Origin of the sequence: Natronorubrum thiooxidans (assembly GCF_900156475.1) — an archaeon.
Taxonomy (GTDB): Archaea; Halobacteriota; Halobacteria; order Halobacteriales; family Natrialbaceae; genus Natronorubrum; species Natronorubrum thiooxidans.
This window is the reverse complement of record NZ_FTNR01000002.1, coordinates 105,344-128,595: the sequence shown is the minus strand read 5'-3', so window position 1 is coordinate 128,595 and position 23,252 is coordinate 105,344. Positions and strand designations below refer to the sequence as shown.

At 62.5% G+C, this 23,252-nt stretch carries 22 protein-coding genes; 9 read left to right on the top strand and 13 right to left on the bottom strand.

Annotated features, from left to right (window positions below):
• Positions 1 to 136: 136 nt before the first annotated feature.
• Positions 137 to 724, bottom strand: a complete 588-nt coding sequence (locus BW940_RS03710) for a nitrous oxide reductase accessory protein NosL (RefSeq protein WP_076607846.1) — start codon at positions 722 to 724, stop codon at positions 137 to 139.
• Between the two features lie 158 nt (positions 725 to 882).
• Here BW940_RS03710 and BW940_RS03705 point away from each other — a divergent pair, with 158 nt between their 5' ends.
• Positions 883 to 1,566 carry an SCO family protein gene (locus BW940_RS03705; RefSeq protein WP_076607845.1) on the top strand — a complete coding sequence of 228 codons (684 nt, stop codon included), beginning with the start codon at positions 883 to 885 and terminating at the stop codon, positions 1,564 to 1,566.
• A gap of 168 nt (positions 1,567 to 1,734) precedes the next feature.
• On the opposite strand, the gene BW940_RS03700 is transcribed toward BW940_RS03705, so the two are convergent.
• Positions 1,735 to 2,043: a HalOD1 output domain-containing protein gene (locus BW940_RS03700; protein WP_076607844.1), complete on the bottom strand. Its 309-nt coding sequence runs from the start codon at positions 2,041 to 2,043 to the stop codon at positions 1,735 to 1,737.
• Between the two features lie 150 nt (positions 2,044 to 2,193).
• Here BW940_RS03700 and BW940_RS03695 point away from each other — a divergent pair, with 150 nt between their 5' ends.
• A complete protein-coding gene (locus BW940_RS03695; protein ID WP_076607843.1) occupies positions 2,194 to 2,556 on the top strand; it encodes a TRAM domain-containing protein in 363 nt (120 codons plus the stop codon).
• A 116-nt stretch (positions 2,557 to 2,672) separates the two neighbouring features.
• Here BW940_RS03695 and BW940_RS03690 read toward each other — a convergent pair whose 3' ends face one another.
• A complete protein-coding gene (locus tag BW940_RS03690; RefSeq protein ID WP_076607842.1) occupies positions 2,673 to 4,601 on the bottom strand; it encodes a NosD domain-containing protein in 1,929 nt (642 codons plus the stop codon).
• Between the two features lie 121 nt (positions 4,602 to 4,722).
• Here BW940_RS03690 and arcS point away from each other — a divergent pair, with 121 nt between their 5' ends.
• The 3 genes from arcS (at position 4,723) to BW940_RS03675 (ending at position 8,420) form a co-directional block, all read left to right on the top strand.
• A complete protein-coding gene (arcS, locus tag BW940_RS03685) occupies positions 4,723 to 6,480 on the top strand; it encodes an archaeosine synthase subunit alpha (RefSeq protein ID WP_076607841.1) in 1,758 nt (585 codons plus the stop codon).
• Between the two features lie 308 nt (positions 6,481 to 6,788).
• Positions 6,789 to 7,652, top strand: a complete 864-nt coding sequence (locus tag BW940_RS03680; protein WP_076607840.1) for a formyltransferase family protein — start codon at positions 6,789 to 6,791, stop codon at positions 7,650 to 7,652.
• 168 nt (positions 7,653 to 7,820) lie between these two features.
• On the top strand, positions 7,821 to 8,420 hold the full coding sequence (locus tag BW940_RS03675; protein WP_076607839.1) for an HdeD family acid-resistance protein: 600 nt from the start codon (positions 7,821 to 7,823) through the stop codon (positions 8,418 to 8,420).
• Positions 8,421 to 8,435: 15 nt separating this feature from the next.
• Here the strand turns inward: BW940_RS03675 and BW940_RS03670 are convergent, their stop codons facing one another.
• Entirely contained in the window at positions 8,436 to 10,352 is a 1,917-nt protein-coding gene (locus BW940_RS03670; protein ID WP_076607838.1) for a NosD domain-containing protein, read from the bottom strand.
• Between the two features lie 118 nt (positions 10,353 to 10,470).
• Between BW940_RS03670 and BW940_RS03665 the strand changes: the two genes are divergently transcribed.
• A complete protein-coding gene (locus BW940_RS03665; protein WP_076607837.1) occupies positions 10,471 to 11,076 on the top strand; it encodes a nitrous oxide reductase accessory protein NosL in 606 nt (201 codons plus the stop codon).
• A 12-nt stretch (positions 11,077 to 11,088) separates the two neighbouring features.
• Positions 11,089 to 11,685 carry a nitrous oxide reductase accessory protein NosL gene (locus BW940_RS03660; RefSeq protein ID WP_076607836.1) on the top strand — a complete coding sequence of 199 codons (597 nt, stop codon included), beginning with the start codon at positions 11,089 to 11,091 and terminating at the stop codon, positions 11,683 to 11,685.
• 12 nt (positions 11,686 to 11,697) lie between these two features.
• Here the strand turns inward: BW940_RS03660 and BW940_RS03655 are convergent, their stop codons facing one another.
• From BW940_RS03655 to BW940_RS03615, 9 genes are all read right to left on the bottom strand, one after another.
• The gene (locus BW940_RS03655; protein ID WP_076607835.1) at positions 11,698 to 12,549 is read right to left on the bottom strand and encodes a sulfite exporter TauE/SafE family protein; all 852 of its coding nucleotides are present in this window, start codon (positions 12,547 to 12,549) and stop codon (positions 11,698 to 11,700) included.
• 285 nt (positions 12,550 to 12,834) lie between these two features.
• Positions 12,835 to 13,236, bottom strand: a complete 402-nt coding sequence (locus BW940_RS03650; protein ID WP_235847767.1) for a DUF7471 family protein — start codon at positions 13,234 to 13,236, stop codon at positions 12,835 to 12,837.
• 48 nt (positions 13,237 to 13,284) lie between these two features.
• Positions 13,285 to 13,950, bottom strand: coding sequence for a nitrous oxide reductase accessory protein NosL (locus tag BW940_RS03645; protein ID WP_076607834.1), 666 nt, complete (start codon positions 13,948 to 13,950; stop codon positions 13,285 to 13,287).
• A gap of 160 nt (positions 13,951 to 14,110) precedes the next feature.
• Positions 14,111 to 15,793: a bacterio-opsin activator domain-containing protein gene (locus BW940_RS03640; RefSeq protein WP_076607833.1), complete on the bottom strand. Its 1,683-nt coding sequence runs from the start codon at positions 15,791 to 15,793 to the stop codon at positions 14,111 to 14,113.
• Positions 15,790 to 16,254 carry a response regulator gene (locus BW940_RS03635; protein ID WP_076608115.1) on the bottom strand — a complete coding sequence of 155 codons (465 nt, stop codon included), beginning with the start codon at positions 16,252 to 16,254 and terminating at the stop codon, positions 15,790 to 15,792. Before BW940_RS03635 ends, BW940_RS03640 begins: the two co-directional genes overlap by 4 nt.
• 231 nt (positions 16,255 to 16,485) lie before the next feature.
• Positions 16,486 to 17,412 carry an NAD-dependent epimerase/dehydratase family protein gene (locus BW940_RS03630; RefSeq protein WP_076607832.1) on the bottom strand — a complete coding sequence of 309 codons (927 nt, stop codon included), beginning with the start codon at positions 17,410 to 17,412 and terminating at the stop codon, positions 16,486 to 16,488.
• A gap of 128 nt (positions 17,413 to 17,540) precedes the next feature.
• Positions 17,541 to 18,500: a lysylphosphatidylglycerol synthase transmembrane domain-containing protein gene (locus BW940_RS03625; protein WP_076607831.1), complete on the bottom strand. Its 960-nt coding sequence runs from the start codon at positions 18,498 to 18,500 to the stop codon at positions 17,541 to 17,543.
• 2 nt (positions 18,501 to 18,502) lie between these two features.
• Positions 18,503 to 19,183 carry a PHP domain-containing protein gene (locus tag BW940_RS03620; RefSeq protein WP_076607830.1) on the bottom strand — a complete coding sequence of 227 codons (681 nt, stop codon included), beginning with the start codon at positions 19,181 to 19,183 and terminating at the stop codon, positions 18,503 to 18,505.
• 22 nt (positions 19,184 to 19,205) lie between these two features.
• Entirely contained in the window at positions 19,206 to 20,120 is a 915-nt protein-coding gene (locus tag BW940_RS03615; RefSeq protein WP_076607829.1) for a decaprenyl-phosphate phosphoribosyltransferase, read from the bottom strand.
• A 389-nt stretch (positions 20,121 to 20,509) separates the two neighbouring features.
• On the opposite strand from BW940_RS03615, the gene BW940_RS03605 reads away from it, so the two are divergent.
• Together BW940_RS03605 and BW940_RS03600 are read left to right on the top strand one after the other, a co-directional pair.
• Complete coding sequence (locus tag BW940_RS03605) at positions 20,510 to 21,601, top strand: NAD-dependent epimerase/dehydratase family protein (protein WP_076608114.1); 1,092 nt, start codon at positions 20,510 to 20,512, stop codon at positions 21,599 to 21,601.
• A gap of 93 nt (positions 21,602 to 21,694) precedes the next feature.
• On the top strand, positions 21,695 to 23,047 hold the full coding sequence (locus tag BW940_RS03600; protein ID WP_076607827.1) for a DolP-mannose mannosyltransferase: 1,353 nt from the start codon (positions 21,695 to 21,697) through the stop codon (positions 23,045 to 23,047).
• Positions 23,048 to 23,252 lie beyond the last annotated feature (205 nt).

Here is a 23,252-nt window from a genome sequence, read left to right as displayed (position 1 = left end):
TCCCTCGAGTATCCCTATTGCGCCAGAAGCCACGACGCCGCAAAAACTCGGTTTTCGTGTTCTCGACCAGTACTTGAAATCCCACAAAAACAGCAGTCGACGATCGACGGTCAAAACGGGCGAGACGACACAGCGGTCACATCAAGGACATGACGAACTCCTGTGTGATATCGTCATGCTCGTAGATCTCCCCACCGTACTCCTCCTGGAACGTCTCGGCCTCGTCGCTGTCGGTAAACGGAATAAGCGACGAGCCCATGGCACCTTCAACCTCACTGTCCGCGACGAGCGTCAGCGCCGAGACGTTCTTGAAGGCCTCGGCCTCGAGATGGCGGCTGATCGTGTTGGTTTCACCGCTTGAGTCGACCTCGTAGTCGACCGTCGAGTAGTCCGTCAGATGGATGGCCGTTGGTTCGGCGGTGGACTCGTTGTCGAAGGAGAATGTGTACGCACACAGCGAGCTACAGAACTGTGCTGGACGCTCCTCGTCGAGGACGTCCGTTGGATTCTCGTAATGAGCTTGTCCGGCTGGTCCGGGATGGTTGCCGACCACCATGGTACACTGATCGCAGCTGTGATCCTCGTCGATACTGATCGGGTCGGGGCCGCTCGCGCCATCGTCACCGAGACAGCCTGCGACCGCGCCGAGACAGGCCGCCCCGACGCCGCCCAAGACGGCGCGGCGGGTGGCGATCCGGTCGGTACCTGCAGTCGATTCGTCCATACTGGCCTTTGGAAGCCTCGGAGTAAACCAGATGTGGTTTAGTTCACGAAACAAAAACGCCCGCCCCGGGCTCGTGATAGCGTCTCAACAGGAGTAGCCCCCGGTATTCGACGGTTGCACCAGACGGTACTTCATCGGCACGTCCATACATCCGCGTGATGCATCGACGAGACGTTCTCGCTACGGGGGCCGGGCTTAGCACTGCACTCGTCGCCGGCTGTCTGACCGGGCGACTCAGCGGTGACGACGCGGCCGAACACGCAGTGCTCGAGCCACCTGAAGACGACCTCTCATACAGCGACGACTACGCCTATCCGACGTACGGCGACCCGTTTCCGACCATCGAACTCCCGGATCCGCTGGCGGAGACAACCGTCAACACCGAGACGATCGACGACGAGTGTTTCGTCTGTACGGCCTTCTATGCCACCTGTCCGGCTGAATGTATCCCGTTGATGAACGCCATCTCGTCGGTCCAAGCCCGGAGCCTCGAGCGCGGGATCGACGATTCGGTCCGATTTCTGGCGATCACGTTCGATCCGGAGCGAGATACACCCGAAGAACTCCGAGACCACGCCGAGATGGTCAACATCGACCTCGAGGCAGGCAACTGGCACTATCTCCGGCCGGAAGACGCCGACGAAGCCAAGGCAGTCGTCAACGACGACCTGGGAATCATTTTCGAAAAAGAGGGCGAGGGACCGATGGCGGAGTTCATGCATATTACGGTGACGTTCCTGGTCAATCCCGACGGGTACGTCGAACGAAGCTATCGCGGCGAGAATCCAAACGTCGACCAGATCAGCGAGGATCTGGAAGCCGTCATCGATGCCACGAACTGAACGAACGGGTTGCTGAGGGTGTTTCTTTCTCCGGTACATTACAAAACGATCTCAGTCACCGATCCGTCGGTCGCGATGGCGGAGTTCAGATGGACACCTAGTAGTCAGTGCCAGCCCACCTGCATGGTGGGTCGCGGATACGCCGTGATACGATTACAGCAGCCCGTCTCAGACACTGACTGACTCGAGTTCTGTGGCGCAGCTCCGTTCGACGACCGGCGTCCCGTCGACCGTAATCGTGAGACGGTCATCACACTCGAGGACGATTTCGTGGCCAGCATACGAAAACTCGAGTCGGCCGTGCCGCGGCCCGCCAGTTCGCGTCGGCTCGAAGAGCGCATCCACTGCGTCGGGATCGATCCACTCGTACAGCGGCGGCAGCTCGGTCGAAACGACGTTCCGATAGGACGCAACAGCAGTCACGATCGCGACACTTACAGACACGCCGTCAGCCGAACCGATAGGAGGGTTGTTCACATCGTCTCCCAACAGACGAATGCCTAAAAGGATAGCGACGAAATCGGCTGTATCCCTTACTAACAACCGTCTCAGTTCATACACGCCATCGCAACGAGAGCCCGTCACGACACCAGAACACCAAAGGTCTGGGCGACATCTGATTCGAGTATGCTTGGGGTAACGTCGCTGTTGCTCGGGATACTCGTCATCGTCTTGTTCGGCTCGTGGCTGCTCAAGCGGTTCCGAGGCGGGACACGATCGCCGGCAGCGCAGGCCTCATACGAGCGCCACAAGGAGGCCCAACAGCGCGAGCCACCGGTCGAGCTCGGCGACGTCAGACAGGTCGCCATCCAGGAGTTTACCGAACACCACTCCGGAGAGCAACAGGCGCTGTGCAAGATCGAAGGCTTCGTCGTCTTCGTCGAAGCGCTTCCCGCCAGCCTCGACGTGGGCGACGTCATCGAAATCAAGGTCCTCTCGTTTAACCGCGGCCACACGTCCGCGACAGCAACCTTTCTCGATCGGGTCTAAGACGGACTGCTGTAGTCACTTACCGCCGATCACCGACTCCCTCCTCTGGTGAGCGGTGGCAAATCGGTACAGCAGACCGTATAAAACCCACAAAGCGATATAGGCTATCTCGCCATCTATTCGCAGGTCCAGGCCTGGTCAGCCCACGCCGTGCGCTCGAGTCGCTCCGGATTGTTCGGCTCGCAGGTCGGCGCTGAATCGGTTACTGCGCCGGTTCGCAGGCCGGGGACCATGCCCTCGAAGCCGGAGACGGCCTCGAGTGCCGGCGCACGGGCGAGCATCGCGGTGCCATCGGTCAGGTGCAGGCGTTCGTGGACCGAATCGGTCGGCGAGTATGCCGGCGGGCGCTCGCCGGTGTCGGAAAGTGTCGTCGCGCCCTGCCAGTAGTTGCCGACGCCGTCCTGACTCCAGATTCGAAGGGGGCCGTTCGAGGAGGTGACGTGATCGCGGTTGCCCACGAAATCGTTTCGGACGATCCGATTCGTCGGCAACACCGACCGTTCATCGATACCCACGGCGTTGCCGGCGATGACGTTGTGTTCAATCACCGAAGCAGCCGTGTTCTGCTGGATGCCGATACGAGTCCCTTCGACGACGTTCGAGGCGATATACGAGTCGTCGCTATCCGGGATAATGCCCGTCTCAGTGTCTCGGATCGTATTGTTGACGATCGCAATCCGTTCGGGACCGGTCATGACGTAGATCCCGGTGGTATCCTGCTCGCGGAACTCATTGCCGGCGATCACCGCGTCGGAGGTGTGCATCAGGTGGACACCAAGGCGGTTCCCAACGATGGTGTTGTTCCGGATAACGATATCCTGGGATTCGTGGGTATAGATCCCATCACGGCCGTCGCGGATCGTGGAGTCTTCAATGACTGCCGCCGAGTGAATCGCGTTGACACCCGCCCGCCCCTCGCGCGAAATTTCGGCGCCGTCGACGGTGACATTCCGGACGACGGTATCCGGACTTTCGTGGAGCAACACGCCGTTCGAGGGCGTCCGGATGATGACGTCGGCGACCAATCCCTCGGCCCCACCGACGATGGCGACGCCAGCATCCCCGCCGGCGTAGTGGTCGGTCAGTTCCTCGTCCCAGCCCTCACCTCGGTCTTCCCGATCTTCGGGGCCGTGATCCGGAACCGTATCGGTTCCGGCCGTTTCGTCGCCGACGCCGGTGATATCGAAACCGGTGACTGCGGTCCGATCGGCCGTCGCCGTCACAACGGTTCCCCAGCCAGGGCCGGCGATCGTCGCGTCCCCCTCACCGGCGAGCGTGAGCGGTTTGTCGATCTCGACCCGTTCGTCGTAGCGTCCCGCCGGGACGACGACGGTCGTGTTCGCCGGCGCGGCGTCGACGGCTGCCTGAATGGTTTCTGTGTCCTCGCCGACGACGGTCGAGACGGGACGGTCCCTGAGCGTCTCGGCCCGTTCGCCCGTCTCGTCGGCCTCAGCCAGTCGATCGTCGAGTCGATCGCGGACGACCTCGGCATCGTCGACGTCGAACTCGGCCTCGAGGACGTCGTCCCAGGCGAGGACCTCACCGCCGTGGGTCTCCGCGAACGCCTCGGCATCGTCCCGATCGGAGAAGGCCACGACCGTCTCCCCGGCCGGCGAGCGTGCATCGCTGCCGGCGACGAACCAGGCCGACTCCGCGTCGATCCACGGTGGCGTTTCGTCGGCGACTGGATAGCCGTCATCCGTCAGGGAGACGTCGACGGCGCTGTAGTCGGAGACGTACACCGCGAGCGGATAGCCGAAGCGTTCGGTGTGGGTCGACTGTGCGCGTTCGTCGACGAACCGCTCGACGCCCTGGTAGCCGACGACGTAGGAATACTTGGAGTAAAATACCTGTGCTCGTGGGAGTTTGACGTCGTCCTCGAGTGCAAACTGCTCCTCGAGCGAGAGGCCGACTTGGACGGTGTCATCGAACTCGACCGGATCGGGCGAGGAGGTCCCGACATCGGCGGCAAAGAGCGCGCCAGACCCGAACAGGACGATGGCGATGGCGACGACCAGCCATCCCGTCCGTGAAATCGCGACCATACGAACACTCAGAGTTCGGGTGTGGTATGCGGTCTGGTTTAGCTCTCGAAGCCGTCGCCAGCGCTTGCTCGCGCTCGCTCGCTATCGACAGTCTCTTTCGCGCTCCCCGGTCATATCGGGTATGACCGACTACTTCGAAGTACACGCTCGCGACGGGGCCGCGCGCGTGGGCGAACTCCGCCTCGAGTCGCCCCGCACGACGCCCGCACTCGTCGACGACGTCCTCGAGGATGCGGGGTCGCTCTGGAGCGCCGACCGGGACGTTCCGGAGGGCGACGAGTCGACGCTGACCGTCCTCCCTCACCGAGCGTTTCCCGGCGGCACGGCCCCGGAGGTCCAGGAGTCGTTCGCCGTCGACTACCCCGACGTCGACTACCCGAGCGTCGCCGTCGTCTCGAGCGAACACGCCACAGACCACGGCACGGACGCCTACGCCGTCTCTGATGTGCAGTCGATCACGGGCCACGGCGCAGCGCTCGTCGAGGCCGTCGTCAACACCCGCAAGGCGATTCCCGCCGACACTGCACTGCTGTTTTCCGGCGTCGCGACGCCGCGCAACGTCGCCGTGCTCGCCTACGCCGGCGTCGACTGCTTCGACGAGACCGCGGCCGTCGTCAAGGGGATGGAGGGCCGCTATCTGACGACCGACGAGGCCTACTTCCTCGAGGACCTCGAGGACCTCCCCTGTTCGTGTCCGGCCTGCCAGCAGCCCCGAGAAGAGTTCACCCGCAAGGACTGTGCCGAACACAACGTCAACGCCCTCGAAGCGGAACTCGGCATCGTCCGTCGGCGCATCCGTGACGGCCGCCTCCGGGATTACGTGGAAGGGCAGGCCCGTCACGACCAGTGGCTCACCGCCGCCATGCGCGAACTCGACTCCCAGTGGGGGTATCTCGAGGAGCGCACGCCGATCCTCCGGGATGCCCAGATCAACGCAGCGACCGAGGACACCATTCGTCGAGTGGAGATCCAGCGCTTCGCCGACCGTGTGACGACCCGCTATCGCAACCGGTTTTCGAACCCGCTCGTGTTGGTCCCCTGCTCGGCGACGAAACCCTACAGCGAGTCCCAGAGCCACCGCCAGTTCCACGACGCCGTCCAGTGGCGTGGCCACCTGGTCTCGATGACGAGTCCGATCGGCGTCGTCCCACAGGAACTCGAGACGACCTATCCGGCCCAACAGTACGACACCGTCGTCACGGGCCGCTGGTCCGAAGACGAGAAAGGGTTCGTGAGTTCGGTCCTCGAGCGCTATCTAGAACGCAACGAGTACCCGAAGATTATCGCCCACGTCCCCGACGAGGGCTACCGCGACATCGTCGAGCGCGTCGAGGAGGCACTGGACCTCGAGATTATCTACACTGTTCCCGAGGGTGGCCACCCGACCGACGACGAGTCGCTTGCGAACCTCTCGGCGGCGTTGTCGGGCGAACTGAAGTACGCCAAGCGCGAACGCGAACACAACACCGTTCGCGCGATCGCGGACTACCTGCTCGGCGACGGCGCGGGTGATGACCTCTTTACCGACATCCAGACGACGAGTCGCTACCCGAAGATCCAGGTTCGCGACCGCGAGGACACCCAGCTCGCCACGATGGTGCCCCAGTACGGGACGCTTTCGTTCACGCTCGAGGGGGCGAAACGGTGGGTTGACAGCGACGCCCCGACCAAGCGAGTCGAAATCGACGGCTTCGTTCCCCACGGCAGCGTGCTCGCACCGGGCGTCGTCGACGCTGACGAGGAGATTCGTGTCGGTGATGAAGTGATCGTCGAAGGTCCGAAGGCCTTCGGCGTTGGCCGCGCGGAGATGTTCGGCCGCGAGATGCAATCGAGTACGCGCGGCATCGCCTGTGAGATCCGCCACGTCGAAGAGAAGTAACGACAGCGCGAGTCGACGTCGCTACGTGGCGTCTCACTTGCCCGGACAGGCTTTGAGCAGGTGTTCGTGGTAGATCGCTGCCGGGACAGATTCGCCACAGTATTCGCATTCACGGTGCGTTTGGTTTTCGCCGGTGTTCTCGGTCACAGGTGTGTCGAAGAACGAACAACCGGAGAGACAGTATAGTTGACGGACCGACTTGTATTGTCGAAACACCTGCTGTAGGCAGCCTGTAGCGTATCGATTTTGCTGGATATCCACGCTGAATGCGGACGGTAACTATGGTGTACAGTCCGATCCGTGTGGGCATGTCCGAGGCCAAGCCAGCGACGGTTGGTGTTCTGACTGAACCGTTTCTGTACGGATGGCAGGTGCGCGCCATCGAACGGTTACAGGACGAGACCGATGTCACCGTGACGCTGGTCGTACACAACGCGGCCGACACGGAGTCCGAGGCCGAGTCCTGGAACACAAAAACACGGCCCGGTCTCGACGAGGCAATGCAGTTCGTCGACGTCGTTCGACGCGAACGAGCGTGGGCACTCGTCCTCGCTGAACGCAATCTCGGTCGGTTGCTTGGCGACGACCAGCAACTCTGGCATCGACACACGGTCGAGACCATCGACAGTCTCGCCGACGCCGAGTACGTACCGTGTGCGGCGCGGACAAAAAACGGGTGGACCGAGTTCCCAGCCAATGTCGTCGACCGACTCGAGGCGGACTGCGATGTCGCGATCCGCTTCGGGTTCGGGCTCGTTCGTGGAGCGGTTCTGACCGCCCCGAAATATGGCGTCTTGAGTTTCCATCCTGCAGATATCCGGACGTATCGTGGCATGGGCCCCCCGGCCATCTTTCACGACGGGCGGGACCGCGCCGGCGCGACGTTACAGCGACTGGACGAATCGATCGACGGCGGCGAAATTGTCGCATACGACGAGGTCTCACTCGAGGGATGTGACACCCTCTGGGACGTCTTCGATCGGCTCATGGCACTCCAGATTACGCTGCTGACCGAGGGGATCACGAACTTGCAGGATCCAACGTTCGAGCCACGAACCGTTCCCGACGAGCAGTTGGGTGAGTTCCACTATCGAGACCAGCGGCGCACACTCTCGTTTTCGGGACGGGTGCTGGCAAAAAACCTCTCCGGACGAGTCCGGCGACTATTGTAACCAGTAATCGAACTGTTTCGACCATCCTCGCGGCCGTTGACGACGGACTCGAGGATGTATCCTGCCGGTTTCGTCCCGTCCCGTGACTGGTCGATTGTTCTGAACTACTGTCAATATATAAACTATTATTATATACGTACACTGCGTCCTTGTAAATGGTGACAAATAATGAGTTCAGTTACAACAGAAAACAGCCCAGCCGATGAATACCCCCAGAAACAGAGCTGGCAGACGCTCGCGATCGCCGGTGGTGTCCTCGGACTGATCGGTCTCTTCGCGATCGTGTTCCCGTTCGCGACGGGTATCTCGATCACGCTCGGTCTTGGTGTGCTCCTCGTCCTCGGCGGGATCGTCCACGCGGCTCACGCGTTCACCGTCCGTGGCTGGTCCGGCTCACTTTGGCAGCTCTCGCTTGCCATCGTATCGATCGTTGCCGGCCTCCTCTTGATCGTCAATCCCGTCGTTGCACTCGCGAGTCTGACGCTCTTGCTCGTCGGCTACCTGCTCGTCGACGGCGTCGCAGAGCTGTGGATGGCGACTCGAATGACCGACCGCCCCGGCCGTGCAGCGGTCGCCGTCAGTGGCGTCCTCTCGTTGCTCCTCGCGGGGTTGCTCTGGGTCGGCTTCCCGGCCAGTGCGGCGTGGGCAATCGGCCTGCTCGTCGGCATCAGCCTCCTGACGACCGGTATCTCGATGGGCGTCGTCGCTGCCGCGAACCGCTCGCTCGAGAAGGAAAGTCCGTCGGCAGCCGAACCGCGCGGGGCCTGACCTCGCGACACCCGCTTATTCTGCGGCCGATTCACCACACTCGCGCTCGGGCGCCTCCCACTCGGTTCGCTCGAGCAAGTCCGGATTCGATGGTGCACAGAGCGGGGCCGTGTCGATGATACTCTGCGTTCGCATCCCGGAGACCGAGCCTTCCAGCGCGGCGAGGGCGTTGGATGCGGGTGCCTGTGCGAGTGTGGGCGTCCCGCCGACGCGGTGGAGCCGTTCGTCGACGGGGTCGGTCGGCGAGTACGACCGGTGGAGGACCGCTCCGTCGGGCTGTCCAACCGCGCCGTGCCAGTAGTTGCCCGCGCCGTTTTCCGTCCAGATTCGGAGGACACCCACTCGCGCGGTCGCGTGGCGGTAGTTGCCGACGAAGTCGTTGCCGACGACCTGATTTGTCGGCAGGAGGTGGTTCGCCTGCATCCCGTCGACGTTGCCGGCGATGACGTTGTCCTCGTAGATCGAGTTGCCCGCACCGGCCGCGACCCCGACGTCCGTATCGGTGATGAGATTGTCCGCGACGTACGATCGCGACCCCGCCATCAGGAGGCCTCGAGACGTGTGCTGGATCTCGTTGCCGACGATGGCGTTGTGTTCGGGGTTGGTCATGACGTCGATCCCGGTCGAGCCCGCGTTTCTGATCCGGTTGTCGGCGATCAACACGTTCGAGGTGTACATCAGGTGGACGCCGATTCGGTTTCGATCGAGCGTGTTGTTCCGGTAGACGAGGCCATGTGATCGGTGGGTGTAGATGCCATCCCGACCGTCGACGAACCGTGAGTCTTCGATGACGCCGTCGGGTGAGCGCATCGTCATGACGCCCATGTAGCCGTCACTCCAGTAGTCGCTACCGTAGACGGAGGCGTTTCGGACGACGGCCGCCGGACTGTCCCGGAGCAAAACCCCATTGGCTGGCGTCTCGATCACCACGTTCTCGATCAGCGTTTCGTTCGCGCTGTCGACCTCGATACCGGCGTCGCCCCGTCCGTAAGCCATCTCGAGGACGCCTTCGCTGCCGTCTGCGGTCGTCTCTTGATCCGTAGGACTGGTCGCGTTTCCGACACCAGTAATCTCGAGGTCCGTGACGGCGGCCCGATCAGCGCTGACGGCGACGACAGTCCCAGTTCCGTCACCCCGAATCGTCGCGTTCCCCTCGCCAGCGAGCGTGATCGGTTTGCCGATCTCAACGTGTTCCTCGTAGGTTCCCTCGGGGACGACGACCGTCGTGTTCGCCGGCGCGGCATCGATTGCGTCCTGAATCGTGGCTGCGTCCTCGCCGACGACGACGTCCTCGGGGCGATCGACTAGGGCTCTCGAGGCCGCGACCTGGTCGTCAGCACGAGCATGGCGGTCGTCGACGCGGTCCCGGATGGTCCCGGCGTCATCGATCTCGAAGTCCGACTCGAGGAGTTGCTCCCAGGAGAGCACCTCGCCGCCGTGGGCCGCTGTGAACGCCTCGGCGTCGTCCCGGTCGGAAAACGGCATGACTGTCTCGCCGGCGGGTGTAGCCGCGTCACTGCCGACGACGAAGGCGGCAGATTCGGCGTCGGTCCAGCCGAGCCGTCCGTCGGCAGTCGGATAGCCGTCTTCGGTCAGTTCGACAGTCGTCTCGCTGAAATCGGAGACGTAGACGGTGATCGGATACCCGAACCGTTCCTGGTGGCCCGGTTGCTGGCGGTCGTCGACGAACCGCTCGAGGCCCTGATAGCCGACGACGTACTCGTACTGGGAGTAGAACACCTGCGCTTTCGGGATCTCGATCTCGTCAGCGTCGGGGTCGTTCTCCAAGGTGACGCCCATTTTGACTGTGTCCTCGAACAGGACCGGATCAGGAGACGTCGACCCGGTATCGACGACGAAGAGCCCGACACCGCCGACCAGCACCACGCCGAGTGCAAGCGAGAGCAAGAGATACCGCGTGGTCTCGGCCATACCAGTTCGTGGGTGACACCCAACAATAGGGGATCTGGTTCGGTTATCGAAGCATTTGGAGGGTTCGATACGGCAATCGTACCAGATTCGCTAATGTGTCGGCGTTCGAATCGCGACCATGGAACGACCAGACCGCTGGGCGAACGCGACGACCGACATCCCCCGGCGACGGTTCCTCCAATCGGCTGGCGTCGCGGGCACCGTCGTCGTCGCCGGCTGTTTCGGTAGCGGCAACGACGAAACCGACGTCCCCGACCCGATTTCGATCGAGAGTGACCACGACTGTGCCGTCTGTAACATGGTGATCGAGAACCATCCCGGCCCGTCTGGACACGCGTTCTACGACGACGACACCCTTCGCGGTATCGAGGACGGCGTCGTCCACTACTGCAGCAGCGCCTGTGCCTACGAGTACTACTTCGAACAGCTCGAGGCCGGCCACGAACCGACCGTGTTGTACCTGACCGACTACTCGTCGGTCGACTGGACAATCACCGACGAACAGGGCATCGAGTTCATTAGCGCCCACCTCGAGGCCGAGGCTCACGCCCCGGCGACCGACCTCGAGTTCGTCGTCGACAGCGACGTCTTCGGTGCGATGGGTGAGTCACTCATTGGCTTTACGTCGGGTGAGGACGCCGACTCGTTTGCCGACGAGTACGGCGGTGAGCGGTTTGATCACGAGTCGGTGTCGCGGGAACTGATTGACAGTCTCGGAGCGTGAGTTGAGCGGAAAATGATGGGGTCGAACGGCTCTCCACGAAGCCGTCGCCAGCTACTCGCCGCACTTGGTGTCGGTGTTACGGGCGGACTCGCAGGCTGTTCCGGCGACGACGGGACCGATCCGAACGTCGCTGACCCGGACAGGGGCTTCGATTTCACCGTCGAGCACCCGGTCGACGAGCCAAAGGAGTTCAGCGACGATCAAATGTGTGGCGTCTGTTCGATGACCGTGACCGATTACCCCGAACGGAACTGTCAGGTCGCCCACGAAGACGGCGTCGGCATGATGTGCTGTAGCCCCGGGTGTATGTTTGCGTACTACGCTGAACCAACCCATTTCGGCGGTTCCGAAGCCGAGATCGTCGGCGTCTGGGTCACCGAGTTCGAGATGCAGCGGCTCATCGACGGCTACGACGCCGTCTACGTCTTAGAACACAACGAACAGCGTGCCGACGACCCGATGCGAATCGATCCGCGCCCGTACGACGATCGGTCGACCGCACTCGAGTACGTCGAACGGTACGACGATCTCGACGAAGACGATATCATCACCCTCTCGGACGTCGATACGGATACCGCGAGAATCTACCGAAGTGCTCGACTTCCGTAGTCACTCGAGCGCTCACAGCGGCTGGTAATGTGGGAGCGGAATCGCGGGCAGAAAGATCCCGAGCGTTGCGAGGCCGTGTTGGAGCGGAATGTAGCCAAGCGCGAGGAACGCGATCCCGAGAACGCGGTGGAGCTTGATTCTGGTTTCGACGCTGAGTGACTGGAAGAGGGTGCCATAAATGAACATCGACGGCACGGTCCCGAGGCCGAGCGCGGCCAGCGCGAGAAAGCCCCCACGCGGGGAGCCCTGTACGAACGCGTACAGAAACGCCGGGTACAGCAGCGGACAGGGCAACAACCCGTGGGCCGCCCCAAGCCCGGCGATCCGGGTGTTGCCGACCCACGAGTCGACGTGGGCGATCAGCCATCCGTGGACGCGGTTGAGCACGGGCTCGAGAAATGGGATACTGACCGCCCCACCGAGTAAGCCGCGGCCCAACAGGTAGTGGAGGCCCATCGCGATGATTATCGTCCCGACGACGATGCCGGCGATTGCGTGGACGTCGGTGGCGACCGCTGTCACCGTTTGTGGCGTGACGAAGACGACCGAGCCGGCGAGCCCGAATATTGCGCCGAGGACGGCGTAGCTCCCCGCTCGGCCGAGATTGAACAGCGCATGTTGGCGAACCATGCCGAGTGTCACCTCGTTTCGCCTCGTCGAGGTGTCGTTTTGTGCTCGCAGTCGGTCCGAGTACGTCGTCACGAGTGGCCCACACATTCCGAGACAGTGGGCACCGCCGAGCAGCCCGATCAGCCCGAAGACGGCCAGACCCACCGGCTCGCTCACCGCCGGATCGAGCGACGGGTCGTAACACTGTTGGAGTAAAACGGGCTCGAGCGCCGAGGTCAGGGAGCGATCACTCATTGGTCGAACGCAGGGCTACCGGTCGCCGAAATCAACCAGTTCGCGTCGTCGATATCGAGTACCCTCCAGTGGACTTGACGCCACGACTCCGGTTGCGTCGGTCCCACCCAGTTCCGTCGAACAGCCACAGCAGCGGTCGGCTCGGCCGTGGCCCCGCCCCCAGAAACGCTGCGTTGGGTCATTGGTGGACGGTATGGAGCAGGTCCCCAAGTAGCGTCTGGTGCAATCGTCTATCGTGAGGATGAGTTCAGTCCACACCCAAAGGCCTGACCACCGACTGTGGCCTTACTCCGATGATCTCTCGATCCCCCTCCCAACTGGCCCGTACCAGAAGATCAGCGAGAGCAACAACGTCGCGATAAACACGTCGGAACTGTGTTCAATGAGATGATGTGCGGTCATCGGTACGAGACCCAACACGGTGCCCATGCCGACGATCGATCGGGCTACGAGCGTACCGAGGACGACCATCAACACGAGATACTGCATGGTCTGTCGTTGCAGGTATCCGAACAGTCCAATGATAAAGAGTATCATTGTCCCCAACACGGCGAGGACGATCACACCGACGAGGACCGGAGCCAGAGAGGGTGCCAACCAGTCACCGAACGAAAAGAGCGAGAACTGGAAATCCCACGTCTCGAGTGACCGAGCATCGAACGGCTCAGCGAGAGCCGGAATCACCATACCGCTGTCATCGACCATTTGAGATCCTTTCACTCGGTAGCTGGTGGGCTAGACGGCACTCAGATTGTGGTTGTGACCGTGGCCATCGTCGTCGCCGAAGAACTGACTCCGATACAGTTCTGCCAGTTCCATGTCGAACTCCTCGAGGGTGATGATGTCGTCCTCGTCGTAGGCGTCGAACTCGTCGACGAACGCCTCGGCGTCTGCGCGGTCGGCAAACGGCGTCGGATTCCGCATCATGATGTCGTCGACGTGATCGGGATCGGTCACGCGCACGAACGACGCGTCCGTCCCGTCGATCAACTCCCCTGTCTCGAAGTCGGTGACCCAGACGCCTTCGATCTCGCTGTCGGGGCCGCCGAACTCCTCGGGTGCGGCGTAGTAGGCAGCCAGACAGCCCGACGAGCAAAAGTACTCTCGGTGGCCGTCGGCGTGGACCGCCTGTGCGTTCCAGTCTGGGTGGTCGGCAGCAGTCATACTACACACCGCACACTCCTGGTCGTCCGGAAAACTCGCCGCTTCCTCGAGTTCTAGGTCGCCATCCCCATCACCGTCGGTATCGTCCCCGTTACCGTTGTCAGCAGTCTCATCGTCGGTGTCCTCGGGTTCCGACTCGTCACCACCGAGACAACCTGCAAGACCGACTGCTGTACCGATGCCGATCGAACTGAGGAGGGTTCGTCGTCTGTACGCTGGCGTAGTTGGCTTCACCATACATCATCCAACGCAGGGATGTTGTAAATCATATCTGGTACTGTTGTCGAATTAATTCGACGATCAAACCAGAAAAGTGGCTTCGAAGGAGAGATCTCACATTCTCGTTCCTCGACGCCAGGCGCGCGACCGACTTCGGTCCTCGAGACCGAGTGGAGCGCTACTCGCCCAGCACCGAATCGAAGAACTTCCGTTCGGCCGTCCGGAGGTGCTGGTTGAACGTCGCCGGCGCGATTCCAAGTCGGTCGGCGATCTCCTCGCCGGTACTCTCGCGGGGCCAGTCGAAGTAGCCCGCGAAGTAGGCCGTCTCGAGAGCCGCTCGCTGTTTGTCGGTGAGTTCCTCCTTGAGGACCGATGACGACCCAGACTCCTCGTGCTCGCTACGCTCGCTGGTTCGCTGGGCGAGGTAGCTGACGTCGTCGCGTTGTTCGTTGATGAGTTCGATCATCTGGCGAGTGTCCCGGCCGCGCGGGAGTTCGACGACGAAGCGGAACTCGCCGTCGTCGATCGTCGCGGACTGAACCCGGCCGCCATGGGTCGCGATCGTCTCGAACAGCGAGACCGCAGTTGGGGCGACGAGTTCGAACTCGAATTCGTCGCGTCTGACGGTGAGAAATCGAACCTCGCTGAATCCGTCAGTCTCGGCGATTGCGTCACGAAACAGCTCTTGATCGACGCCCTGTGCCGACCCGTAGGCGAGCAACGCCTCATCGCCGCGGATGAGTTGCTCGAGTTCGATCAGACACGATTCGGCCGCCGAGAGCGCGACCAATGGCTCGGCCATCTCATCGACGCGGAACTCGAGTTCGATGACAGCGTCGCTGACGAGGGCGTCTTTCCGCTCGATGGCCGTGATCGCGTGTGCGATGACGTCGCCGATCCGGGCGAGGATCGTCGTTTCTGCCCCCTCGAACGCGCGCGGTGACGATGAGTAGACGTTCAACACGCCGTAGACGAGATTTTCGTAGATGATCGGGATCGCAACCGAGGAGTGGTAGCCGCGTTCGAGCGCCGCTTTACGCCACGGCTCGAACTGGGGATCCATCTGCGCGTCGTTCATCACCTGCACTTTTTCGGTTCGAAGCGCCATTCCAGCCGGCCCCTGCCCGCTTTCGTCGTCTTCATCGATACTGATCTCGACGTCGTCGAGGTAGCCCTCTTCGACGCCGGCCGCAGCCTTCGGCACGATCCGATCGCTGCCCGGATTGACCTCGCCGATCCACGCGAACCGGTAGGCATCGGACGCGACAAGACGCTCACAGACGCGCTGTTCTAAGTCTGGCCGCGTCTCGGTCGTGATCACGGCGTGTGTGATCGCGTGCCCGATCCGATTGAGACGATTCAGCGCCTCCAGTTGCTCGCGTTGTCGACGGCGCTCGCGCTCTTGGCGGGCCCGTTCGATTGCGTGATGAATCGTCCGCACGAGCAACTCGCTTGTCACCTCGTCTTTGACGAGGAAGTCCTGTGCACCACGCTGGATCGCCTGAACGCCGACTTGCTGGTCACGAACGCCAGTCAGGACGACGATTGGCGTCTCCTCGCTTTCCGAATGAACCCGCTCGAGCGTCCTGAGTCCCTCGCTATCGGGTAGATTTAGATCGAGCAAGACGACGTCGACGGCCATCGAGTCGAGCGTCTCGAGGCCGTCCTCGAGCCGGGTTTCACGGGTGATCTCCGGGACGTGTCCAGCCGACTCGTCAGAGCTAATACGCTGGGCGAGTTCTTCGGTCCCTCGAAGCATCTCCTGGATCAGGCGTGCATCACCGGGGTTGTCCTCGATCAAGAGGATCGCTAAGGTCTCGGTATCAGCGTTCGATTCAGTCTGTGTGTTCGTTTCGCTCATGAGCGCTCATCCTCGGGCGGGAGTCGAACGACGGAAAACCAGAACTTCTCGAATGCGCGGACGGTTTCGATAAACTCGTCCGGATCGACCGGCTTCGTGAGATAGGCGTTTGCGTGTAGCTCATAGGATCTGACGACGTCCTCTTCGGCCCGAGAGCTCGTCAGGACGATTACCGGGATCGATCGCAGTTCCGAATCATCTTTGAGTTCCTCGAGGACGTCTTCGCCGTCTTTCCGGGGCAAGTTGAGATCGAGCAGGATGAGATCCGGCCGCGGCGCGTCGGCGTACTCGCCACGCTGGTAGAGAAACTCGAGCGCTTCGTTGCCGTCGGACACGACGTGAAGGTCGTTCTCGATACGGCCCTGCTTGAACGCTTCTTCGGTCAGTCGGACGTCTCCCGGATTATCTTCGACTAACAGGATCTGTGCTGGTTTCGGTCCGAACTGTTTGGAATCACTCATTGCGATCTGATGTGCTGTCGAGCCAGTTTTACTGTCTCCGTCCCGGTCCGGCATCCGTTGTGCTGTTCGAAAGCCGATCGAACGCGTCGACGAGACGAGCTACTCCGCAGGGGTCGATACCGATCCCATCGTCCCGAACGAAGGGTGGTCACTGTTGGTCGTGTTTCGCCGTGAACACGGATATACGTGCGGGGCCGGTCACCGACCTTCGAATCGTTCTGCCCGACAGTGTTACTCCGTGACCGGGAGATACGGCTGACAGACGCGCCTGACACCCTCCTCGAAGTCGACCTGGGGCTCCCACCCCGTTTCGCTGTGGAACTTCGAACTGTCCGCATACGTATCGTGGACGTAATTCTCGAGCGGGATCGGTTCGTACGTTGGTTCGACCGACGTTCCCAACACGTCGTTGAGCAGCGACACGGTCTCGTTGAACGAGTACGGCTCGCCCGTACCGAGATTGTAGACGCCCTCGAGGTCGTGGTCTGCGGCCAACTCGAGGCCGCGAACGATGTCGTCGACGTGCGTGAAATCCCGCGTTTGCGTGCCGTCGCCCCACAGCACGGGCGACTCGCCGTTCGCTATCTTGTCAGCGAACTGTGAGACTGTGTTCGCGTACTCGCCTTTGTGCTTCTCGGACCCGCCGTATCCCTGATAGACCGAGAAGAATCGCATTCCGGCAAGGGACATCTCGGAAGCCACGTTGTTGTAGTACTCGGCGTAGCGCTCTCTGGTGAGCATCGAGGCGTCGTAGCCCGTCGCCGCCTCGACCGCTGCGTCTTCGGCTGTTGGCGTCGTCTGACTACCGTAGATCGACGACGTCGACGCGTAGACGGTCGTCCGACAGCCGTCTTCGATCGCCTGTTCGACGACGTTGACAAAGCCCTCGACGTTGACACGAGCACCCTGACGCGGGTTCTCCTCGAGCATCTGGCGACTCGAGAGCGCGGCGAGGTGATAGACGACGTCGACGTCGGTCGGCAGGTCGTCCTCGAGGACGTCTGCCTCCACGTACGTCACGTCATCGTCGAGATTCGCGGCCGTTCCGAGATAGCCGTTGTCGACGGCGATAACCTCGTTCTCCGCAGCGAGCGTGTTTGCGAGGTTCGAGCCGATGAATCCCGCACCGCCGGTTACGAGCACTCGAGTGTTCTGCATACGAACCGGTTGCGACGGAATTTATATAGGAATACTGGACTGGGGACGGAAGTCGATGCAGCGCACAACACAGCCAACGAGGCTAAGGCCACCCCGAGACGACCCACTGTGTCACTGAATGCGGACGCTCAGCGCGTCGTCTTGTACGTGAGAAACACCACCATCCCGAGCGCTGCGGCGTACCACAGCGTCCCGACGCGGATCACGATCGTGGCCGCGGCCGCGACGGCTTCGGGGTAGCCAAACGTGAGCAACACGCCGACCATCGACGCCTCCGCCGCCGCGAGTCCGCCGGGCAGCATCGAGATCGCGCCGATTACCGAGCCGAGGCCGAAGACGAACAGTCCGATCACGACGCTGGCTTCGACGCCGAACCCCTCGAGTACGATCCAGAGCGCGACACCCTCTAACCCCCACGCTGCGAGACTGAACACAGTCGAGACGGTCAGCGGACGCACCTGAAACAGGCGGTACGTGCTCTCGTAGAACTGCTCGAGTTCGGTTGCGTAGTCGCCGACGACCGGAACCGACTCGAGTCGGTCGAGCACCGCGAGCGAGGCTGCTCGCCACCGCAGCAGGCCGACGACGGCGACGATAGCGGCGAGGACGACGACGACAGGCAGCGACGAGCGACTGTAGAGTACCAGTCCGAGCGCGGCCATCGCACAGAGCGCAATGAGGTCAGTGATCCGTTCGGCACCGACGACGGACGTGATCGTGCTCGCGGGCACGCCGCGCTTGTCGCGGAGGAACCACGCTTTCCAGACCTCACCGGCTTTGCCCGGCGTGACGACCATCATCAGGCCGCTGAAGAAGGTGATAGCGCTCGCACCGAGCGGCACGTCGATCTCGAGCCGCCGGAGATAGTAGTGCCACTTGGCGAAACGAAAGCCGTAGCCGACGGTCGTCAGGCCGACAACGGCACCGAACGTCGTCCACTCCAGCGCGACGAGGGCGCTCGTCACATCCTCGAGGCCCGTGTAGGCGGCGAGGCCGAGGAAGACGACGACCGTCAGCAGCGCCGTCAGCCAGATGCCGTGGTCGCGGACGATCGCCCGACTCCGGTCGACGACGGCTTTGACGTTCATCGTCACGGTGATCGCCCCAGCGACAGGTTCGAGACGGCGCGAGCGGAGGCGGTGCGAAACTGGTGGAGTTTCGTCGCGACGTGGCCCGAGAGATATCGGCCGCGACCGCCCGGCCGGACGCGTCCGTCGCGGATGGCGTCGGCGAGCGAGCCGTCCCCCTCGACGCAGGTGTACGCGCGGCCGACCTCCACCGGGAAGTGGGCGTCGCTGCCACCGGTTGCCGCCAGCCCGTGGGTGGCCGCAAACGTCGCCGCGCGCTCGTTGAACCGGCGGCGGACACAGCGGGAGTTGATCGCCTCGACGCCGTCGACGGCCGTCGCGAGCGCCTCGAGGTCCGTCTCGTAGACCTGCCGCAACGTGTCGAAGGGATGCGAGAGGACGGCGACGCCGCCCTGCTCGTGGACGTGGTCGACCACCGTCAGCGGGTCGTCCTGCGGCGGTGGCTCCGTCACGTCGAGCGCCAGGAGGTGGCCCTCGGTCGTCGTCACCTCGACCGCGGCGATCACCTCGAGGGCGGCCGGCGCAGCGGCACGAACGGCGTCGACGTTGGCGAGCGTGTCGTGGTCGGTGACGGCGATGCCGTCGAGGCCGGCGTCGACCGCCGCCGCAACGACGCGCTCGGGCGGGGTACTCGAGCAGGGCGAGGCGTCCGTGTGGACCTGCAGGTCGTATCGACGTGTCATGGATGGCTCGGGAAGCGGGTCGTCACACAATCACCTCGAGTAGTCGGGGCGGAACCTGATACAGGACGGCGACGACGACGAGGCCCCAGACGACGAAGTTGACGAAAAACGGCCGGTCGCCGAAGAGGAACTTCGGATCGCCGCCCAGCGATTCGGTGTGCGTGAGATAGTGGTATCGGAAGGTCGCGAAGAAGGCGAACGGGAGCGTCGCCATCATCCACAGCCCGCCGCGGAAGAACGTATAGAGCGAGTAGGAGACGATCAGCGCCGCGAGGACGGCGATAAGGAGCTGATCGAGGATCTCCTCGGTGTACTCGGCGAGGGTGGCCCTCGAGGCGGCCGGATCGTCGCTGACGGCCATCTCGTGGCGACGCTTGCCGAGGGCGAGCATCAACGCCCCGAGGAACGTACAGACGACGAGCCAGGGGCTCAGATAGACGTCGATGACGACGACGCCCGCGATCGCTCGCAGGACGAACCCGATCGCGATGACCATCACATCGACGATGACGAACTCTTTGAGGAAGACGGAGTAGAGCGCGTTCTGGGCGAGGTACGTGAGCACGACGAGGAGGAGCAGTGGGCCGAGATACCACGAGAGGGAGAGTCCGCCGACGAACAACACGGCTGCAAACACCACCGCGACGGTGATCGAAACCTGTCCGCTGGCGATGGGGCGGTGTTTCTTTCGCGGGTGGTTGCGGTCCTCCTCGACGTCGAGGATATCGTTGCCGATGTACGTCGTCCCCGCGATCGCACAGAAGGCGACGATGCCGAGGGCGACGTTCGTGACGGCAGCCGGATCGAACAGGCTGCCGGAGAAGACGAGCCCCAAAAGGAGAATGCTCTGTTTGTACCACTGCCAGGGACGCATCTCCTTTACCAGCCCGGAGGCGGTCGCCACGACCCGATTCCGGGTGCTGTGGACGCTGGCCATCTATATCTGTCATCCTCCAGAGAAGATAGCAAAAAGACCCGGCTTGCGTTATTCGGTACAGTGGGTTATCAGAACGTTACGCGGCAGTATTCATTTATACAGGGACTGGTAACTTTTGGTATAGATGTGCGCTCGGCTGCGCTGACAGGTCGAGGCCACTCGAGTAGTACGTGTCGGTGAGCCGATTGATCACCGAGCCGACTGTTACAGGGTAAACGACGACTTTGCTGACGGGACCACCCGTTCCGTGTCTGTGAGGACGACGGCGCGCGATCACACAGTGCGACAGTCGATCGTTGCGTTCGGCGGTGAGAATAAGGACGGTATACACCCAGTGAAACGTCGACATACTATTGAGGCATCGGACTGACGTCACGGCCGACATCACGATGAGCGATAGTGAGCGCACCAGCGACGACTCGACCGGGTCGGTTCTCGTCACGGGAGGCACCGGATTCCTCGGCCTGCACACGTGCCAGTACTTCCGCGATCAGGGGTGGGACGTCACCGCATTCGATCTCAAACCCTTCGAACCGGAAGACGATACGGACGGTATCGACTTCATCGGCGGCGACGTCCAGCGCGAGGAGTCCGTCGCCGACGCGCTCGAGGAAAGCGGGGCGACCGCCGTCGTCCACGCGGCCGCCGCGCTTCCGCTGTGGGACGCCGACCGCATCCGGGAGACGACTATCGACGGGACGCGAAACGTGCTCTGGGCGGCGAACGAACGCGGCGTCGAGCGGGTCTGTTACATCTCCTCGACTGCGGTGTACGGCACACACGACGACCACCCCATCACCGAGGAGTCGTCGCTGGATGGAGTCGGCCCCTACGGCGAGGCCAAGATCGAGGCCGAGAAGATCTGCCAGGACTTCCGGCGCATGGGCATGTGCGTCCCCATCCTCCGCCCGAAAACGTTCATCGGTCCGCAGCGACTCGGCGTCTTCCAGGTGCTGTTCGACTGGATCGAAGACGGCGCGAACGTCCCGCTCGTCGGCTGGGGGAACAACAAGTACCAGTTGCTCCACGTCCACGACCTCGTCACCGCCATCGAACTGATGCTCACCGGCGACGAAGCCGACGTGAACGACACGTTCAACGTCGGCACCGACGAGTTCGGCACGATGAAAGAGGACTTTCAGGCCCCCCTCGACTATGCGGGGACGGACAAGCGCACCATCGGAACGCCCGCGTTCCTCACGGTCGCGGTCCTTCGCGTCCTCGAGCGGCTGAACCTCTCCCCGCTATATCCGTGGGTTTACGAGACGGCCCACGAGGACTCCTACGTCTCCGTCGAGAAACTGAAACGCCTCGACTGGGAGCCCGAGTACTCGAACGAGGAGGCGCTCGTGGAGACGTACAAGTGGTATCTGGAGCACTACGACGCCGACCAGGAGGCCGACGAGACCGGTCTCGACCACCGCGTTGCGTGGGATCAGGGTGCCCTCGCGGCCGCGAAGAAGGTCTCACAGCGCATCTAAACGGAGTCGAACCCGATGATGCTCGTTTCACTGCACCCCCAAGAATCAGGTCACGTCCCATCGGTCGGATCTGCACGCCGGTAAGTCCCACACATGGCACTACGCACATCCCTCCGATCGCGTTCGGAGTGGCTCACCACGCTCGGTCCGATCGTCGTCGTCCTGTTCATCGCTGGATTCGCCCTGTATTACCGATTCGAGTGGCCGTCGCTTGCGACCGACCCAGCGTTCTTCCAGCACACGGGCTGGTACGTCCTCCAGGGCGGCGTCCCGTACATCGACGTCTGGGACGTGAACCCGCCCGTTCCGTTCGCCATTACGGCTGTTCTGTCGGCGCTGTCGGGCGGCAATATGCTCGTCCTGTACGGTCTCAGTTCGGCGCTTACATCGCTCGTCGCTGCCGCGAGCGTGGTGTTCGTCGCGTGGATAGCGTATCTCGTGACCGAAGAGAACGCGGCGGCGGTCGCCGCCGGCCTCACGATGCTCGTCGTCCCGGAACTCTACGTCCTCCCGCTGCAAGGGGTTCGGGCCCAGTTCTACGCGCTGTTTTTCGGCACCGCTTCGCTCGCACTCGTTCTCCGCGACCGGCCGTTTCTCGCCGGGGCTGTCGCGGCGCTGAGCGCTGGTTCGTGGCAGTCGGGGGCCGTCTTCGCGTTCCTGATCGTTGGAATGGCCTATCAGCGACGGGGCCGAAACGGGGCCCTCTCGGCGGTCGCAGGTGGTGGCGTCGTGACCGGAATCGTCGTCCTCGTGTTCGCTGCTGCCGGCGCACTCGTTCCGATGGTCGTCCAGACGATACTTGCGCCGCTGGTTGCCGGCTCGCCACACAGTTGGGCCGAGCACATCTACACGGTACTGCTGGTGTTCGGCTACGGCTCGGTGCTCCTTCCGGTGGCATTCTACGGCTGGGCACACGCAGCCGTCTGCGACCCTCGAGTACGGTGGTGGGTGCCAGTCGGTGGCGCGATACTCGCTTTTCAGGTGTTGTACATCGACATGGACGGCTCAACCGATGCGGTCCTGTGGCTCTCGTTCGTCGCGCTCGGCGTCGCCATCACCGTCGAGCGCGTGATCGCGTGGCAATCGACGAGAACTGAAATGGATCACGCCGATCCTGACGTGACCCGAACGGCTCGCCATCGGTGGATCGTCGTCGCCGTGATCGGTGTGCTCATCCTCTCGGGGTTAGCCTGGAACATCGGCTCACCGGCACCGAAGTCGACGCTCCAGACGATGGAGCAAGAGGCGACGCCAGGGGGGAGCGTCCCGATCACGCCCGACGACGCGGACGTCCCGTCGATGCAGACCATCTACTGGGAGCAACTGCAACCGGATACCTGCCACTACCGATTGAGTTGGAACGAGGTGCGGTGGATCTCGATGACCGACGACCGACTGGACGCACAGACGTGTGACGGCTGGCCCGATCGGATCAATCGGAGCTAGACGTCGCCGCTCGAGCAAATCAGCCTCCACAACTCGACGTCTCGTGCTCGAGCAGTGTATGCCGGTCCGCGGAGCGAGTCGTGGATTGTAACCAGTCCGTTGGAAGGGATGTCAGGCATCGGGTAGCCGTTCTGCCACCATTCGTATCAGATATATTAACAAATATCCTAATGCCTTGCTCAGAATACAAACATAACTGCCGAAC